Source organism: Stenotrophomonas sp. SXG-1 (genome assembly GCF_014083965.1).
In the GTDB taxonomy this organism is placed as follows: domain Bacteria; phylum Pseudomonadota; class Gammaproteobacteria; order Xanthomonadales; family Xanthomonadaceae; genus Stenotrophomonas; species Stenotrophomonas geniculata.
Window position 1 is genome coordinate 2,481,516 of sequence record NZ_CP046588.1, and the last position, 15,325, is coordinate 2,496,840.

Below are 15,325 nucleotides of genomic sequence, written 5' to 3' on the forward strand. Positions count from 1 at the left end.
CAAGCGTGGCGGAACCACGGGCACATCCAGTGCCGGTGGCATGTCTGGCTTGAGGAGAAACGGTGTTTCGCTCTGGCTATACATCTATAGACAGCAGGGCACAGCGAGTGCCCACGGTTTTTTCATGTTTTTTTTCCATGTGGGGCGCTGTGCGCTGTGCCGCAGGCACCTCACCACACCACCAGCGCTCCGCCGGGCAAGCGCTGCACACGCAGTCCTGCCTGCGCGGCCACCGCATTGATGGCGGTCTCCGATTGCTGCAGGTGGAACAGGCCACTGACCCGCACGCTCGCGCCCTGCCCGCCCAGTACCCAGACCGGGGCACGCCGGTAGCGCGCCAGGTCGGCGATGGCCTGCGCGGCCGGCTGATCGTCGATCACTACCTCGCCACGCCGCCACGGCGCCATGGTTGCGGTATCTTCCAGCTGCACCGGCTGCAGCCAGCGACCGTCACGGAACACACGTGCCTGCCCGGCATGCAGGCGCTGCACACTGCCATCACCCGGGCGCACATCGACCCCGCCCTCGCTGACCTGGGTCAGGACCGTGGTGTCCTGCATCGACACGCTGAAGGCCGTGCCGATGTCACGGATCTGGCCGCCCGCCGCCTCCACCTGGAACGGGCGCGCCTCGTGCGCTACCTGGAACCAGGCTTGGCCGCGCAGCAGACGAAGGTGGCGCTGCTGGCCATCGAATTCAATCGCCAGTGCGGTGCCGGCGTCGAGTACCGCGATGCTGCCGTCCTCCAACTGCACCATGCGCGGTGCATCGGTGCTGTGCAGGTCACTGCGTGCCAGCAGCAGCGCGTGCGGCGCAGCGGCAACCATCAGGACCACGGCGGCAGCACTGGCCAGCAGCCACGGCAGTCGGCGGCGTGGCGCGATCGGGCGCAGTCCCTGGCGGTCTTCGGTCAGTTCGGGCAGCGCGGCCAGCACCTCCGGCCCGGCGGCATCCAGCCCCCGCCAGAATGCCTGCTGCTGGCGCCAGGCCAGCACATGCTGCGGATCGGCCCGCAGCCAGCGCTGCAGGGTTCGTTGCTGGCGTTCCGGCAGCGGGCCTGCACTGCACCGGATCACCCAGCGCAACGCCTGCCTGGCCCGACGCGGCGAGGGTTCGGACGTGGTCATGGTTGTGGCCTGCCGCACCGCGAACGGGTGCGCTTTCCTGTTGTGACAACGGCGGGCGCGATCTGCCCACGGCAATCGCAGCTCATCGGCGTGTTCCCTGCTGGTGCTGCTGGATCAGCAGCGCCGCGCGCAGCACGTATTTGCCCACCACGCTCTTGGAGATGCCGAGGCGGGTGGCGATCTCGCGCTCACTCAGGCCCAGGTATCGATTGAGCACAAAGCACTCGCGCACCTGCGCCGGCAAGGCAAGGATGGTCTGGGTGATCTCGCGCAGCTGTGCCTGGTCCAGCGCCTGTGCCTCACCGTCGTGGCCTTCATCGGCCATGTCGGTGGCGTACGCGGCCATTGCGCGCCGCTCGCGGGCGTCGGCCTGACTGCGGTTGAGCGCGTGGTGATAGGCCATCCGGTACAGATAGCCGCGCGGCTCCAGGATGGGCGGATCGCCGGGTACGCTGCTGGCCTTCAGGTACAGGTTCTGCAGCGTGTCCTCGGTACTGGCCGGGTCGAGGTAGCGCGCGATGAAGCGAGACAGCGCACGGCGCTCGCGGATCAGCAGTTCGACCAGCGCCAGGGCATTGGGAGACATAGGTGCCAAGGCCGGACCGGGGAATGATGGGCGTGATGGCGACGGTCCGGACGTGGATTGTGGGCTGCCGGGCCGCAGGCGGCAAGCCGCACCCCAAACCATCATCCACGCATGGCAGGTTCAGTAGATCCACGCCATGCGTGGATGGAAGACCTAGGGCTCGTCCAACGCATCGAAACGCTCGGCGAGGTAGTCGATCAACGCACGCACCGCTGGCAGCAGCCCCCGCCGCGACGGGAACACCGCATGCACGATGCCGTGCCTCGGCACCCACTCCTGCAGCACCGGCATCAGCGCGCCACTGGCCAACTCATCGGTGATCATCATCCGCGGCAGCATCAACAGCCCGACCCCGGCCACCGCGGCTGCGCGCAACGCGATCATGTCATCGCTGACCAGCCGCGGGCGGTGATGCACGCTGGCCTGGACCTCGCCGGGCCCACTGTATTCCCACACATGCTGCTGACTGGGCGAGGCCAGATCAACAGTCGGCATCATCGCCAGGTCGGCCGGCACCTGCGGCGTGCCCAGCCGCTGCAGCAGCGCCGGACTGGCACTGGTGCACCACACCCGGCGCGCCAGCACGCGTACCACCAGGTCACTGTCCTCCAGCGGCGGCGGCCGCACCCGGATCGCCACGTCCACACCCTCGCCCACCACGTCGACGCGCCGGTTGGTGGCATCCAGCTGTACCGTCACCTGCGGGTGCAGGGCGAGGAAATCGGCCAGCATCGTGCCGATGCGCGCATGCAGGATCGCGATCGGGCACGCCAGGCGGATCGTGCCGCGCGGCTCGGCGCGTGACATCGCAATCGCTTCTTCGGCCGCTTCGGCCTCGACCAGCATTGCCTTGCAATGGCGGTAGTAGTCCTGGCCCACCTCGGTGACCGAGAAGCGCCGGGTCGAACGCTGGATCAGGCGCACGCCCAACCGTTCTTCCAGCAGCGCGATGCGCCGGCTCAGTTTCGACTTCGGCATGGCCAGCGCCCGGCCGGCCTGCGAGAAGCCGCCGTGCTCGACCACCATGGCGAAGTAGAACAGATCGTTGAGGTCACAACGGCGGATATCTGCGATGAACACGGGACGATCTCCTGCGGCTCATGGCCTGCGACCATTGTTCACCAGATAGGACTATGACGGCAAATATTGGCGTCTACCGGCCCAATTGTCGCGGCGATATCGTCTTCGCAACGAAGAACAGCGGCCGGCAGCCCCGGCCAGGAGATCGCCATGAAGCGTGTCACCGGTACCTACAGCGCCCCCCGCCCGCACTGGGTGGGCGACGGATTCCCCGCCCGCTCGATGTTTTCCTACAACACCCACGGCCAGCACCTTAGCCCGTTCCTGCTGCTGGACTATGCCGGCCCCTACAGCTTCGCACCCAGCGATACCCCGCGCGGGGTCGGCCAGCATCCGCATCGCGGTTTCGAGACCGTCACCATCGTCTATGAGGGCGAGGTCGCCCACCGTGATTCGACCGGGGCCGGCGGCACCATCGGCCCGGGTGACGTGCAGTGGATGACCGCTGCCTCCGGCATCCTCCACGAGGAGTTCCATACCCCGGAGTTCAGCAGGCGCGGCGGCACGCTGGACATGGTCCAGCTGTGGGTGAACCTGCCGGCGCAGGACAAGATGGGTGCACCGGGCTACCAGACCCTGCTTGACGCACAGATCCCCTCGGTTGAACTGCCCGATGGCGCCGGCCGCGTGCGTGTCATCGCCGGTCGATTCGACAACCACGCCGGTCCGGCGCGTACCCACACGCCGATGGATGTCTGGGACATCCGCCTGCGGCAGGGCCATCACGCCGAGCTGCCGGTGGCCGATGGCCGCACGCTGGCGCTGGTGGTGCTGAAGGGCACGGTGCGGATCAACAGCGGCCTGCCAGTCGGCGAGGCACAGCTGGTCACCTTCGACCGCAGCGGCGAAGACGTGTTCGTCGATGCGGACAGCGACGCCACCGTGCTGCTGCTCAGCGGTGAGCCGATCGACGAGCCGGTGGTGGGCTACGGCCCGTTCGTGATGAACAGCCAGGCCGAGATCGCGCAGGCGGTCAACGACTTCAACAGCGGCCGCTTCGGGCAGATCGCGCACTGATCGTTTCAAAGCGGCGGGCACTGGCCCGCCGCACCCTCCGGGCCATCGCCCACTTTTTCCAGGAGACTGACCATGAGTACCCCCGCCAACTTCAACGGTGCCCGCCCGGTGATCGATCCGGACAATGCCGCGATGCTGCTGATCGACCACCAGAGTGGCCTGTTCCAGACCATCGGTGACATGCCGTTCACCAGCGTGCCTGCCCACGCCACCGCGCTGGCGAAGATGGCCACGCTGGCAAAGATGCCGGTGATCACCACCGCCTCGGTTCCGCAGGGCCCGAACGGCCCGCTGATCCCGGAGATCCACGACGCGGCCCCGCATGCGCAGTACGTGGCGCGCAAGGGTGAGATCAACGCCTGGGACAACCCGGAATTCGTTGCTGCGGTGAAGGCCACCGGCCGCAGGCAGCTGATCATTGCCGGCACCATCACCAGCGTGTGCATGGCCTTCCCGTCGATCGCCGCCGTCGCCGATGGTTACCAGGTGTTCGCGGTCATCGACGCGTCCGGCACCTACTCGAAGATGGCCGAGGAGATCACCCTGGCCCGCGTGGTGCAGGCCGGCGTGGTACCGATGGACACCGCCGCGGTGGCCTCGGAGATCCAGCGCACCTGGAACCGCGACGATGCCCAGCAGTGGGCCGAGGTCTACACGAAGATCTTCCCGAACTACCAGCTGCTGAACGAAAGCTACCTGAAGGCCCAGGACGTGCAGAAGAACCATGAACAGCTGGATTCGCAGCGCAGCTGAGCTGCCCCCCGGGGTGCCTGCCCGCCGCCGGCACCCCTCCCAACCGGAGACCCATCATGTCCAGTGAACCGATCCGCGACCCGGCCAGCGACCACCTGCTGACCCCGCAGAATTCCGCTTTCATCATCATCGACTACCAGCCGGTGCAGGTGAACTCCATCGCCTCGATGGACCGCCAGCTGCTGGTCAACAACATCGTCGGCACCGCCAAGGCCGCAGTGGCCTACGGCCTGCCGATCGTGCATTCGACGGTCAACGTCAAGACCGGCCTGAACAAGCCGCCGATTCCGCAGCTGCGCAAGGTGCTGGGCGACTACCCTACCTACGATCGCACCACCATCAATTCCTGGGAGGACGTCGAGTTCCGCAAGGCGGTGGAAGCCACCGGCCGCCGCAAGCTGATCATGACTGCGCTGTGGACCGAGGCCTGCCTGACTTTCCCGGCTCTGGATGCGTTGAAGGAGGGCTATGAGGTGTACGTGGTGGTCGATGCCGTCGGCGGTACCTCGCCGGCGGCGCATGATGCCGCGTTGCGCCGCATCGAACAGGCCGGTGGCCAGCTGATCAGCGTGCCGCAGCTGTTCTGCGAGCTGCAGCGCGACTGGGCCCGCTCGGAAACGGTGCCGGCCTTCATGAACCTCTTCATTGAAACCGGGGGTACGGCGGGCATCCAGTTCTCGTACGATCGTACCGAGTAACTGCGTGGCGGCGCCGACCCTGGCTGGCGCCGCCCTTGGGAACGGTCGAGCATGGCTCGACGCTATAGACAGATGGAGAACGTGATGGCCTACGCACGCATTGTTTCGACCGCCGACAACTACCTGCACCACATCAGCAATGGCAGCTTCGATGTGGATGCGGACGAGCCCGCCTCGCTGGGCGGCCAGGGCAAGGGTTTCGCACCGTTCGACCTGTACCTGGCCTCGCTGGCGGCATGCACCGCCATCACCCTGCGCATGTACGCGCAGCGCAAGGGCTGGGAGCTGGGCGAATTCCATGCCGAGCTGCGCTCGGAACGTGACGCGGACGGACGCTTCCATGTGCACCGCGTGCTGCATGCCAGCGCCGAGCTGAGCGATGCGCAGTGGCAGCGTTTGCTGGAGGTGGTGGAGAAGACCCCGGTCACGCTGGTGATGCGTGAGGGTGCGCGGATCACCAGTGAGCGTGGGGCTGCAGCGTAACCCCATCCACGCCTGGCGTGGATCTACAGACGACGCTCGCCGGGCCTGGCCCGGCGCTACCGGAGCGGCGCGGGGCCATCGGGTAGCGCCGGGCCATGCCCGGCGGCCACTCAGCGCCGTGAATGCAGCACGGTGCGCTGGCGCATCGCGTTGAATTCCTGCTCCACCTGCTGGATGTCTTCGGCCTGGAACCCGGCCGCATCCAGCAGCTGGTCGGCGGCGGCCGCCGCCAGCGGATCATCGTCACGCTGGCGCCAGCAGCGCGCCGGCAGGAAATAGCCTACTTCGCTGCGCCCGCGCATGATCACCACAGGCCGGCCCGCATACAGCAGGAACTCCGCCAGGTGCTGGCGCAGCCCCTCCACTGAAACATAGGCCGGTCCCACACCCAGCATCTGGCTGGACGGTTCAGGACTCTCGAACAGCTTGCGACGGCTCATCCACTCCTCCTTTTGAACAACGCGTGGTCTCCCTTCCTTAGACGGGCGCATCGCTGCGCCCCCGCCACGCACGACGTGATCCGCATCACGCCCGCCACTCAGAACCCGGTATTGAACTCCAGCTGGAACACGTCGATCGACAACGGCGCACCGGACACTTCCTTGGCCGCCATCCACTTGCCGCTGATCCAGCTGCGCGCATCCAGCGCGTAGGCGCCGCCCACGTAGTAGCCACGGGCGTTGGTGCCGCCGAGGTGGAAGTTCGGGTCGTTGTACGCGTCCGGCAGCGCATCGGCCTCGATATGCTTGTAGCCCAGCAGCGCCTGCCACTGGCCCTTCTCCTTCAGGTCAGTGGCGCCGAAGGTGGCCTGCACCATCCAGGCGGTGTCGCCACTGCGGAAGGTATCGATGCTGGCGGCGCCACCGGCACCGTAGTTGTTGACGATGCCGTTGTTGGCGCGGCTGAACATGGCCTGCTTGTCGTAGGCCAGGTTGCGGATGTAGTCGCCATCCAGGCGCAGGCCGATGCCCTGGGCCAGCTGCGTATCCCAGCGCAGGTTGAGCGTGGCCAGGCGGAATGCCGAGGCCAGGCCGACATACTGCGGGGTCGGCGTGTTGGCCGGGTCCAGCGGATTGCGCGCGATGTCGCGGATCAGCATCAGGGTATTGCCCTTCTGCATGAACGCTGGGCGCGACCAGTCGGTATCGCAGCCCACCGCGCCCGCATATAGCGCGCACGGCGAGGACAGGCGGCCGCTGATGTTCTTGAAATCGTAGTAGCCCAGTGCGGCACGCAGCGCATTGTCGTCGTTGAAGCGCCAGTTCATGCCGACCTGTGCACCGGACAGCCACTTGTTCTCGTTCGGGGTCTTGACCCGGCTCTGGCTGGGCGCGCTGTCGGAGGTGTACTCCAGCGGTACCACGGCCAGGTTGGCGAACAGGCCGAGGTCACCACCGTCAAAGTCATGCTGCAGGTTGGCGGCCAGGCCGTCGAAGTTCAGGTCGTTGGAGAACAGCGTGTCGCTGGTCCAGAACGGATTGCCGAAGCGGCCGCCGCGCACCGTCACCCAGTCGGCCGGGCTGTAGGCCAGCCAGGCCTGGTCCAGCCACACGTCCTTCTTGCTCAGGCCACCGCCCAGCTGCTCGGTGGTCGACACCGGGCCATTGCTGCTGCCGCTGGCCAGGCGCACGCCGGCCGTGGTGTGCTGGCCGATGGTGGCCTCGATGCCCAGGCGGGCGCGGATGCGCCACAGGTTGCGGCGGTCCTGGCGGGTGTTCAGCAGCGGCGGCAGCTGCAGGTTGGTGTTGGTGTTGGTGTCGAAGCCGTTGCCGGAATTGATCGACGACCAGTTGCTCACGATGTCGCTGTTGCGCTCGGAATAGAAGCGCGACTCGCTGCGCACGCGCATGTCACCGGTCACCTTGATGCGCTTGGTCCACTCAGCCACTTCGTTCGGTGCCGCCCAGCCCTCGGACCTGGCCTGCGCCATCACGTCCTGGCGTACTTCGTCACGAATGCCGTCGCGCACGCTCTGCGGCACGTAGGGCACGCGCACGTCGCCGGCCTCCAGGGCCACGCCACCGCTGGCGGCCGAAGGTGCGGTGGTCGTAGTGCGCGATGCGGCCGCTGATTCAGCCTCGGCCTGCACCAGCAGTGCCTGGCCGTCTTCTGGCTTCAGCGCGCCGCTGGCGATCAGGCCCTTGATCAGCTTGACCATGGTGGTTTCTGCGGCCATCGCACCGGCCGGGGTGGCCAGGCTGAGCAGCACGGCGCAGCACAGCAGCGCCCGTCGGGCCGGCCGCGGGCGGCGGGAGTCGGTTCGTGCGCGGACGTGGTCGTTCATCACGGTTCTCATCGAAAGAAGGGAAATCACGGAGGTCGGGAATCAGGCCCCGGGCCGGCGGCCCTGGATCAGCACGCGGGCGGGGAAATCGAGCGACGGCGGCGGTGCCTGGTCGACCTTGCCGATGCGTCGCAGCGCATCGAGCACGGCCGCGTCGGCCTCCTCGTTGCCACTGCCACGCACCAGCTCGACCTTTTCCAGGCGGCCATCGTTGGACAGCCACACATTCACCTGCAGCTGGAACGCCAGGCGCTTGACCTTGTCGTCGCGCGAGATCGCCTGCTGCATCAGGTAGCCGAGATAGCGCCCATAGGTGGCATTGCCGGCGCCGCCACGGCCCACGCCGGATGAACCGCCGCCGCTGCCGGACTGGATGCCGAAGTTGTCACCACCGGCCTGCGCATCGGCATTCATCGTCACCGGGTCGGCGTTGTCCGGGGTCGGCGTCGGCTCTTCCGCCGGCGTCGGTTGATCCAGCGGGTCGGGCTCGGGAATGGTCTCTTCCGGCGGCGTCTCCGGCTCCGGTGGCTTTTCCGGCGGCGGTGGCGGCGGCGGAGGGGGGGGCGGCAATGCCAGCATCGGCGGCTGCACCACCGGCCTGCGGGTGCTGGCGGTGTCCTTGAACAGCATCCACCACACGGCGATGCCGAGCACCAGCAACGCGGCCAGCACCAGCGCGACGGTCACCAGCAACTGGCGACCGCGCATGCCGGGCTCCGGCCGAGGGGATTGATGGGCCGTCATGCCTCAGCCCTGCGCCTTGCCGGTGACCAGCCCGACCTGGGCCAGCTCCAGCCGCCGCAGCAGGTCCAGCACCTCGACCACACGGGAGTACTGCACCTGCGCATCACCGCGCACGATCACCGGGAAATCCGGCGTGGTCGCGCGCTCGGTGCGCAGGCGGTCTTCCAGCTCGGCCATCGTCACCGGGTAGGCATCCAGGAACACCTGGCCACTGGGGTCAATGGTGATCGCCTTGGTCTTCGGCTTTTCCAGCGCCACGCTGTTGCTGGCCTTCGGCAGGTTCACCTCGATGCCGGGGATGGAGGCGTTGCTGGTCAGGATGAAGATCACCAGCACCACCAGCAGCACGTCGACGAAGGGCGTTACGTTGATGCCCTTCTCGCGCTTCTTGATGCCGAACTTCGCCTTCTGGCCCATGGCGCGCCCCTCAGCCCTGGACCGCGGCCGGGCCGCGCCCGTCCTGCTCTTCGGCCAGGCGCGCGGCGAACTCGTCGATGAACACCGCCATGTCGGCGCCGATCGCCTCGGCACGTGCACCCAGGTAGTTGTAGCCGAACAGCGCCGGAATCGCGACGCCGAGGCCGGCTGCGGTACACAGCAGCGCCGCGGCCATGCCCGGTGCCACCGAATTGATGTCCACCGCGCCGGCCATCGCCGCCACCACGAACACCAGCATGATGCCGATCACGGTACCGAACAGGCCCACGTACGGCGCGCCTTCGATGGTGGTCGAAAGCCAGTTCATGCGCCGTGCCATTGCTTCCTGCTCGCGCACCATCACCGCATCCATCGAGGCGCGGATCGCGGCGATGGTGGCGCCACTGAGGTAACCGCTGTTGCCATCGCGCTGGTGGCGCTGCTGCATTTCATCGATGGCCACCTGGTAGATCCGCCACAGCGAACCGTCGTGCATCGCGGCCGGCGCCTTGCCCTGGCGGTCCATGTCGGACAGGGTGCGCAGCGGCACGCCGGACAGCTTGCCGAAGCTCTCGGTGAACACCGCATTGGCCTTGCTGGTACGGCCGAAGTGGCGCCCCTTGGCGATCATGATCGCCCACGACAGCAGCATCATCAGGCCGAGGATCGCCACCACCACCCAGGCGTCGAACGGCATTGCCTTGAGGATGAAGGCGAAGTGGCTCTGACCGGCGGACTGCTCGTCGGCACCGTAGCTGATCAGGCGCGAGTCCGCGCCCTGTGCGGTGGCATCGGCCAGCAGCAGTGCCGCCGGTCGTGCCACGCGAGAGATACGCAGCTCATCCAGTGCGCCCTCGAAATTGGCCAGCGGCTGCGCCGCGCCAGGAGCATCGGCGCCCACCACCGGGGCGGTGCCCAGCGCCGGCAATTCGCCGCTCAGCTGTGCGACCACGCGGCCATTGAGGTACAGCTGCAGAGCGCCCTTCTCCGCAGTCAGCGCCACATGCGCCCACTGCCCTTCCGGAATCGGCTGTGCCGGCGTGCTGCGATGGCCATTGAGCTGCACGAACGGCACCCGGTTCTCGATGCCCAGCACCAGTTCGGAAGCACCGTCACGACGGGCATAGATCGCCTGTGCGGCGTTGTTGCTGCCCGGCTTGATCCAGGCCGAGACGGTGAGCGGCGCGCCCGCCTCCTGCGCAAGCGATGCGCTGGCCGGCAGCGGCAGCGGGGCTGCGCCCAACTGAACGCCGCGGCCGATCACCGAGCCTTCCGACGGCGGCGCCACGGCCCCGGCGTTGTTTCCATACGCGGTGGTGTCGCGTGCCGGCGCATTGGCCTCGGCAAAGTGGTAGACCAGCGTGTAGTCCGGGTCGAACACCTGCTGGCCATTGCCGCTGGCCGGGGCCTTCTCGTTGCCGTAGTACATCCAGATCGTCTGCGGTGCTGCGGCGCTGACCGCCGGTACGTCCACCCAGACCAGGGCCAGGCCCAGCCTGGGATCGAACTGTTCGATCTGGTGGGCCAGCACGGTGCGGCCATCACCCGAGACGAAGCGCAGGTCGTTGCCCGCGTCCTGGGTGCCGTCGAAACCGAAGTTGCCGGTATGCAGGCGCAGCAGCAGCGGCGTGCGACCCGGGTCACCGGCCAGGCCCGCGCCCTGCGGGCCGGCGTCGACGGTGATCGGCTTGCGGTATTTCCATTCGGCCTGCCACCAATTGGCATCGGCCGCAGCGACCGGCAGCGCAACCAGCGCGGCCAGCAGCAACAACACTCGGGAAAGCAAACGGTCCATGCGAAGGGTCTCCGGAGAACGCATGTTCAAGGGAAGGGTCAGTAGCTGGTGCTGATGTTGAAATGCAGGCGCGGGTCGTCCTTGCGCGTGACCGGGCCATCGGCATAAGGCCAGGCGTAGTCCAGGCGCAGTTGCAGGTGTTCGCCGAGGCGCATCTGCGCGCCCAGGCCGACCGAGGCCAGGTTGTACTTGTCACGCTGCTCGGGCAGCGGCTGGCGCAGGCGCAGGTAGGCCGCGTCGGCAAAGCTGTAGACACGCAGGTCGGTGCCGCTCCACAGCGACCACGCCGGGGTGCGCCATTCCAGGCTGGCCAGGCCGCCGTAGTCGCCGATCGCCTCGGCCGACAGATAGCCGCGCACGGTGTACATGCCACCGGCGGCAAACTGCTCGGCCGACACCAGCGGCGCGTCGGTCACCTGCAGCAAGCCACGTGCGTACCACTGCCAGTCGTTGCCGAAGGTGTGGGTGTTGGCCACGTCGGCCTTGAAGGCCACGAAGCTCGGGTCGGCCCAATAGCGCTTCTGGCCGAAGGCGGTGGCGTCGCTGCCGTAGCCGAACAGGCGGCGGGTGCCGGCCACCAGCTGGGTATTGATGCTCAGCTGATCCTGCTCGCCCTGGCGCACGCCCACGAAGGCCAGCGTGATAGGCGCGTACTTCAGCGGCGTCTTCAGGCTGTCCTTGCCCATCTGGGTATCTTCCTCGGTGTCCTTGAAATCCACACCAAGGCTGAGCTGGCGCCACCACTGACTGCTGCCCGCCAAGCGGTAATTCAGCTTGACACCGATTGAATGGCCATTGCCGATCACATTGGTACCGCTGCCGGCGCCGCCCTGCCCACCTGCGTTCAGCACACGGCTGTCGGACTTGTAGCCAGACGCTTCCAGGCTCCATGGGGTACCTTCAAACGGCATCGTGTACGAGGCCGAGAACACCTTGGCCTGTTTGGTGTCTTCCGGTGCCAGGTACACGCCGATGTTGGCGCTGTGCCCGCGCTTCCACAGGTTGTCGTAGGCCAGCGATGCACTCAGGCGCAGCTTCTCGGTGTCGGCGCTGTGGTCGTTGTTGAGTGACGCGCTGGCACGCCACGGCGACTTTTCTTCGACCTGCAGGTCCACATCCATCGTGCCCGGCACCTGGCCTTCGCGCACCAGCGGCATCACCTGGCGACGCCCGCCCTCATTCAGCGCGGTCAGTTCTTTCTGGGCCTGGTCGAAGTCCGGCACCTTGCCTTCCGCCAGCGCTGGTACGCGTTCGCGGATGCGCTCGGGCGATTCGTGCTTCGTTCCCACGACCCGCAGCTGGCCGATCGGTGTCTGCTGTACCTTCAGCAGCACTACGCCACCACTGACCTGCTGCTCGGGAAGCTCCACATAGACCGACTGGTAGCCCGCCTGCTGGTACAGCGCATTGACTGCATCGCGTGCCTTCTCGACATCGGCCAGGGTCTTTCCCGGGCCGAGGAAGGGCTCGACCGCGCGCTCGATCTGGCGCGGATCGAGCACGGTATTGCCACGTACGATGTATTCATTGATGTTCACGCTGGGCGCAGGCGCTGCCTCCTGCGCGAACAACGGCAGCGGCATCGCGGCCAGGGCCAGCACCAGGGGATGCAGGCGCAAGGGAAGGCGGACGGCTCGGCACGGAACAGGAGTCATCGAAGGCATCGCGTCGTATCGAAGGTAATGGCCATGGAGCGGCGCGTGGGTCTACCAACAGGACGTGCACGTCGCGTCAAAACCGCCAACAGTTTTATGACAGCACTGTCATCTTTTGACAGCGCCGCAACGCACGCAGGCGGAACCTGCCTTCGCCACACGTCTTCATTGCAGAACGTCGATTGCTGCGGGAGATTCGAGATGCGTGAATCATTGATGGTGGAACTGCGCGCTGCCCTCACCCTTGCGTTGCTGCTGGCGTTGGCCCCGCTTCGCGCCGACGAGGCGAAGAAGCAGGAAGGCGCCGCGCCCTGCATCGAAGTACAGGTCAATGGCGAGCGCATTCCGGCCTGGGACTGCCTGCAGCGCAAACTTGCGCCGGCATCGAAAACGGCGAAATCACCGGCGCTGCCGGAGGCCGAACGCCTGATGCGGCAGCCCGGCAACCAACTGATGCAGTACAACCTGGAAGGCACACGACAGCGCATGGGCGATGCCTTTGGTCGTTCGGTGGTACCGCAGCGCCCGGCGCGCTGAGCCTGCACAGTCGCGGTGCAAAGCCCCAGCCCGGCAGGATTCTGTAGCGTCGAGCCATGCTCGACTGTTCTTCCAGGCGCAGCCGAGCGTAGGCTCGGCTCTACAGTGCGGCCGGCACGATGCCATCGATCGGCACCGGCGGCAGCTCAGGCACCGGCAAGCTGCGCGATTGCCCGGCCTGGTTCAGTTCCACCGCGCTGGCACTGATGCTGGCCAGCACCGTGCAAGGTCCGAGCCGTTGGCCGGGCGCATACGCTTCCGCCGGGCGTCCATCCACCGAGAGCAGGGCCAATGGCGCATGGTCACCGGCCATCACGCCCAGCACCACCACCTCGGTCTGCACTGCACCGGGGGACAGCAGCCGCACCAGCGGCAGGCTAGCCACTGCATCGAACATCGGCCGTACCGGCGCCACGGCCTTCGCCTCGCTGGCCGCGGCCGCTGGCGCCACGGCAGACAGGGTGACACCCCAATAGGCCACCACGGCCAGCAGCAGCGTCGCCGCCAGCAGGGTCAGTATGCGATTGCGATCCCAGCGCCTGCCATCCATGTTCCGCACCACCGCCACGTTCGTGTCCGCCCACGCTAGCAGCTGTGGCTGACGCTTTTGTTTCATCATGCCGGCCTACGCTGGCAGGTATCGACCCGGACAGGAGGCAACGTCGATGCAGCGCGTGCCGCGTGGTTTCACCCTGCTGGAACTGATGGTGGTGCTGGTGATCATCGGCATCTGCACGGCCGGAATCGGGCTGGGCCTGGGCAGCCTGCTCGACCCGGGCCGGCAGCTGCGGCAGGAAGCCGAGCGGTTGGCGCAGCGCCTGCAGGTGGCGCGCGATGAGGCGCGCATCGATGGCCACCCCCTGCGTTGGCAGGCCGACGCCAACGGCTATCGTTTCAGCCGCCGCGAAGGCAGCGGTTGGGTGACCGTTGAACACGATGATCTGCTGCGTCCGCAGAAGTGGCAGGCAACGGGCATTGCGGTGCAGCCCGCCAACCCCATTGAGCTGAGCCCAGAGTGGATCGGTATCGCCTGGGAGCTTGGATTGTCGCTGGAGGGTCGCAAACTGCGTCTTCGTGATGATGGCAGCGGACAGTTGCAGGTCGTGCAATGAAGCAGGCGGCGCGCGGATTCACCCTGATCGAAGTGCTGATCGCATTGGCGATCGTATCGATTGCACTGGCGGCGGTGATGCGCTCGGTGGCAGTGGCGACTGACGATCAGTCACGGCTGCGTGACCGTCGCCTGGCACTGATGTGTGCGCAGGATCGCTGGCAGGAACTGCGCCTGAGCGGACAGGCACCGCAGGATGCCCGGCAACGCTGTGTGCAGGGGCGCAGCAGCTTCCTGGTGCTTCAGCATCTGGGCACGGGCAACGATGGCCAGCCGCAGCTGGAACTGAGTGTGGTTGCCGAGGACGCTCCTCGGCAGTCGCTGGCGCGGATGCAGTTGCCATGGACGGCGGCGCAATGAGGCGCGCCGTCCGCGGCTTCACCCTGATCGAGGTGATGATTGCGATCACCATCATGGGCGTACTGGCACTGATCTGCTGGCGGGCGCTCGACAGCGTGGCCAACAGCGACCAGCGCCTGCGCCAGGCCGATGCCGAGACCACGACGGCGCTGCGCGTGCTGCAGCAGTTCCAGCGTGATATCGAAATGCGCGCAGACGATGCGTTGATGAATGGTGCAGTGCGGCCGGCCGATCAACCGCAGCGGCTGCTGCCGCCTTCGCTGGTGAGCGAGCGGCATCCGGATGGGAGCTTCGCGCTGGAGATCACCCGCAGTCTCGGCAGCGATGGGCTGCGCTGGCAGCGGGTGCGCTGGTGGCGGCAGGGAAGTACGCTTTGGCGGGCCAGCGGCGCAGCGACGGATCGGTATCCCCTGCCGGCGCCGGATCTGTCGAAGGGCATTGCCGTGGCGCGCGAGGTACAGCGGTTCGAGGTGCGGGCATGGCAGCCCGGTGCCGGCTGGGCGCCGTTGCCGAGCGAAGGCGAAGTGCTGCCGGCCACCGGGCTGGAACTGCGGCTGGACCTGCGCGATGGGCGTGGGCCGTTGAGTTACCGGCGGGTGCTGGAGCTGTAGGATTCTTCCCAGGCAAAGCATCCACGCACGGCGTGGATCTACGGTGGGTGCCGACCGTGCCTTGGTG

General features: G+C 67.1%; 18 protein-coding genes. 8 read left to right on the top strand and 10 right to left on the bottom strand.

The window, feature by feature from the left end:
- Positions 1-170: 170 nt before the first annotated feature.
- From GOC52_RS11410 to GOC52_RS11420, 3 genes are all read right to left on the bottom strand, one after another.
- A complete protein-coding gene (locus GOC52_RS11410; RefSeq protein ID WP_191849464.1) occupies positions 171-1,127 on the bottom strand; it encodes a FecR family protein in 957 nt (318 codons plus the stop codon).
- 82 nt (positions 1,128-1,209) lie between these two features.
- Positions 1,210-1,713: an RNA polymerase sigma factor gene (locus tag GOC52_RS11415; protein ID WP_191849466.1), complete on the bottom strand. Its 504-nt coding sequence runs from the start codon at positions 1,711-1,713 to the stop codon at positions 1,210-1,212.
- Positions 1,714-1,866: 153 nt separating this feature from the next.
- Entirely contained in the window at positions 1,867-2,793 is a 927-nt protein-coding gene (locus GOC52_RS11420) for a LysR family transcriptional regulator (RefSeq protein WP_049480986.1), read from the bottom strand.
- 150 nt (positions 2,794-2,943) lie between these two features.
- On the opposite strand from GOC52_RS11420, the gene GOC52_RS11425 reads away from it, so the two are divergent.
- The 4 genes from GOC52_RS11425 to GOC52_RS11440 all read left to right on the top strand — a co-directional run bounded on the left by GOC52_RS11425 (position 2,944) and on the right by GOC52_RS11440 (position 5,744).
- The gene (locus tag GOC52_RS11425) at positions 2,944-3,810 is read left to right on the top strand and encodes a pirin family protein (RefSeq protein ID WP_049480984.1); all 867 of its coding nucleotides are present in this window, start codon (positions 2,944-2,946) and stop codon (positions 3,808-3,810) included.
- 72 nt (positions 3,811-3,882) lie between these two features.
- The gene (locus GOC52_RS11430; protein WP_191849468.1) at positions 3,883-4,563 is read left to right on the top strand and encodes a hydrolase; all 681 of its coding nucleotides are present in this window, start codon (positions 3,883-3,885) and stop codon (positions 4,561-4,563) included.
- A 56-nt stretch (positions 4,564-4,619) separates the two neighbouring features.
- Positions 4,620-5,261 carry a hydrolase gene (locus GOC52_RS11435; RefSeq protein ID WP_049480981.1) on the top strand — a complete coding sequence of 214 codons (642 nt, stop codon included), beginning with the start codon at positions 4,620-4,622 and terminating at the stop codon, positions 5,259-5,261.
- Between the two features lie 84 nt (positions 5,262-5,345).
- Positions 5,346-5,744 carry an OsmC family protein gene (locus GOC52_RS11440; RefSeq protein WP_049480979.1) on the top strand — a complete coding sequence of 133 codons (399 nt, stop codon included), beginning with the start codon at positions 5,346-5,348 and terminating at the stop codon, positions 5,742-5,744.
- Positions 5,745-5,854: 110 nt separating this feature from the next.
- On the opposite strand, the gene GOC52_RS11445 is transcribed toward GOC52_RS11440, so the two are convergent.
- The 6 genes from GOC52_RS11445 to GOC52_RS11470 all read right to left on the bottom strand — a co-directional run bounded on the left by GOC52_RS11445 (position 5,855) and on the right by GOC52_RS11470 (position 12,639).
- Positions 5,855-6,184: a hypothetical protein gene (locus GOC52_RS11445; protein ID WP_005409871.1), complete on the bottom strand. Its 330-nt coding sequence runs from the start codon at positions 6,182-6,184 to the stop codon at positions 5,855-5,857.
- A gap of 98 nt (positions 6,185-6,282) precedes the next feature.
- A complete protein-coding gene (locus GOC52_RS11450) occupies positions 6,283-8,028 on the bottom strand; it encodes a putative porin (RefSeq protein ID WP_049480977.1) in 1,746 nt (581 codons plus the stop codon).
- Positions 8,029-8,070: 42 nt separating this feature from the next.
- On the bottom strand, positions 8,071-8,736 hold the full coding sequence (locus GOC52_RS11455; RefSeq protein WP_049480975.1) for a cell envelope integrity protein TolA: 666 nt from the start codon (positions 8,734-8,736) through the stop codon (positions 8,071-8,073).
- Positions 8,737-8,775: 39 nt separating this feature from the next.
- Positions 8,776-9,189, bottom strand: coding sequence for an ExbD/TolR family protein (locus GOC52_RS11460; RefSeq protein WP_049480973.1), 414 nt, complete (start codon positions 9,187-9,189; stop codon positions 8,776-8,778).
- 10 nt (positions 9,190-9,199) lie between these two features.
- A complete protein-coding gene (locus GOC52_RS11465) occupies positions 9,200-10,984 on the bottom strand; it encodes a DUF2341 domain-containing protein (protein ID WP_109814251.1) in 1,785 nt (594 codons plus the stop codon).
- A 38-nt stretch (positions 10,985-11,022) separates the two neighbouring features.
- Positions 11,023-12,639 (bottom strand): ShlB/FhaC/HecB family hemolysin secretion/activation protein, encoded by a 1,617-nt coding sequence (locus GOC52_RS11470; RefSeq protein WP_191849470.1) that lies wholly within the window; start codon positions 12,637-12,639, stop codon positions 11,023-11,025.
- A 201-nt stretch (positions 12,640-12,840) separates the two neighbouring features.
- On the opposite strand from GOC52_RS11470, the gene GOC52_RS11475 reads away from it, so the two are divergent.
- A complete protein-coding gene (locus GOC52_RS11475) occupies positions 12,841-13,176 on the top strand; it encodes a hypothetical protein (protein WP_099559524.1) in 336 nt (111 codons plus the stop codon).
- Between the two features lie 100 nt (positions 13,177-13,276).
- Here GOC52_RS11475 and GOC52_RS11480 read toward each other — a convergent pair whose 3' ends face one another.
- Positions 13,277-13,726: a general secretion pathway protein gene (locus GOC52_RS11480; RefSeq protein WP_043396221.1), complete on the bottom strand. Its 450-nt coding sequence runs from the start codon at positions 13,724-13,726 to the stop codon at positions 13,277-13,279.
- Positions 13,727-13,841: 115 nt separating this feature from the next.
- Between GOC52_RS11480 and gspH the strand changes: the two genes are divergently transcribed.
- From gspH to GOC52_RS11495, 3 genes are read left to right on the top strand one after another with little or no spacing between them, the layout of a single operon-like run.
- Positions 13,842-14,288, top strand: coding sequence for a type II secretion system minor pseudopilin GspH (gspH, locus tag GOC52_RS11485; RefSeq protein ID WP_099559523.1), 447 nt, complete (start codon positions 13,842-13,844; stop codon positions 14,286-14,288).
- On the top strand, positions 14,285-14,647 hold the full coding sequence (gene gspI / locus GOC52_RS11490; protein WP_049480967.1) for a type II secretion system minor pseudopilin GspI: 363 nt from the start codon (positions 14,285-14,287) through the stop codon (positions 14,645-14,647). The genes gspH and gspI overlap by 4 nt, the downstream gene beginning before the upstream one ends.
- Positions 14,644-15,258: a prepilin-type N-terminal cleavage/methylation domain-containing protein gene (locus GOC52_RS11495; RefSeq protein WP_099559522.1), complete on the top strand. Its 615-nt coding sequence runs from the start codon at positions 14,644-14,646 to the stop codon at positions 15,256-15,258. The genes gspI and GOC52_RS11495 overlap by 4 nt, the downstream gene beginning before the upstream one ends.
- Positions 15,259-15,325: the final 67 nt, after the last annotated feature.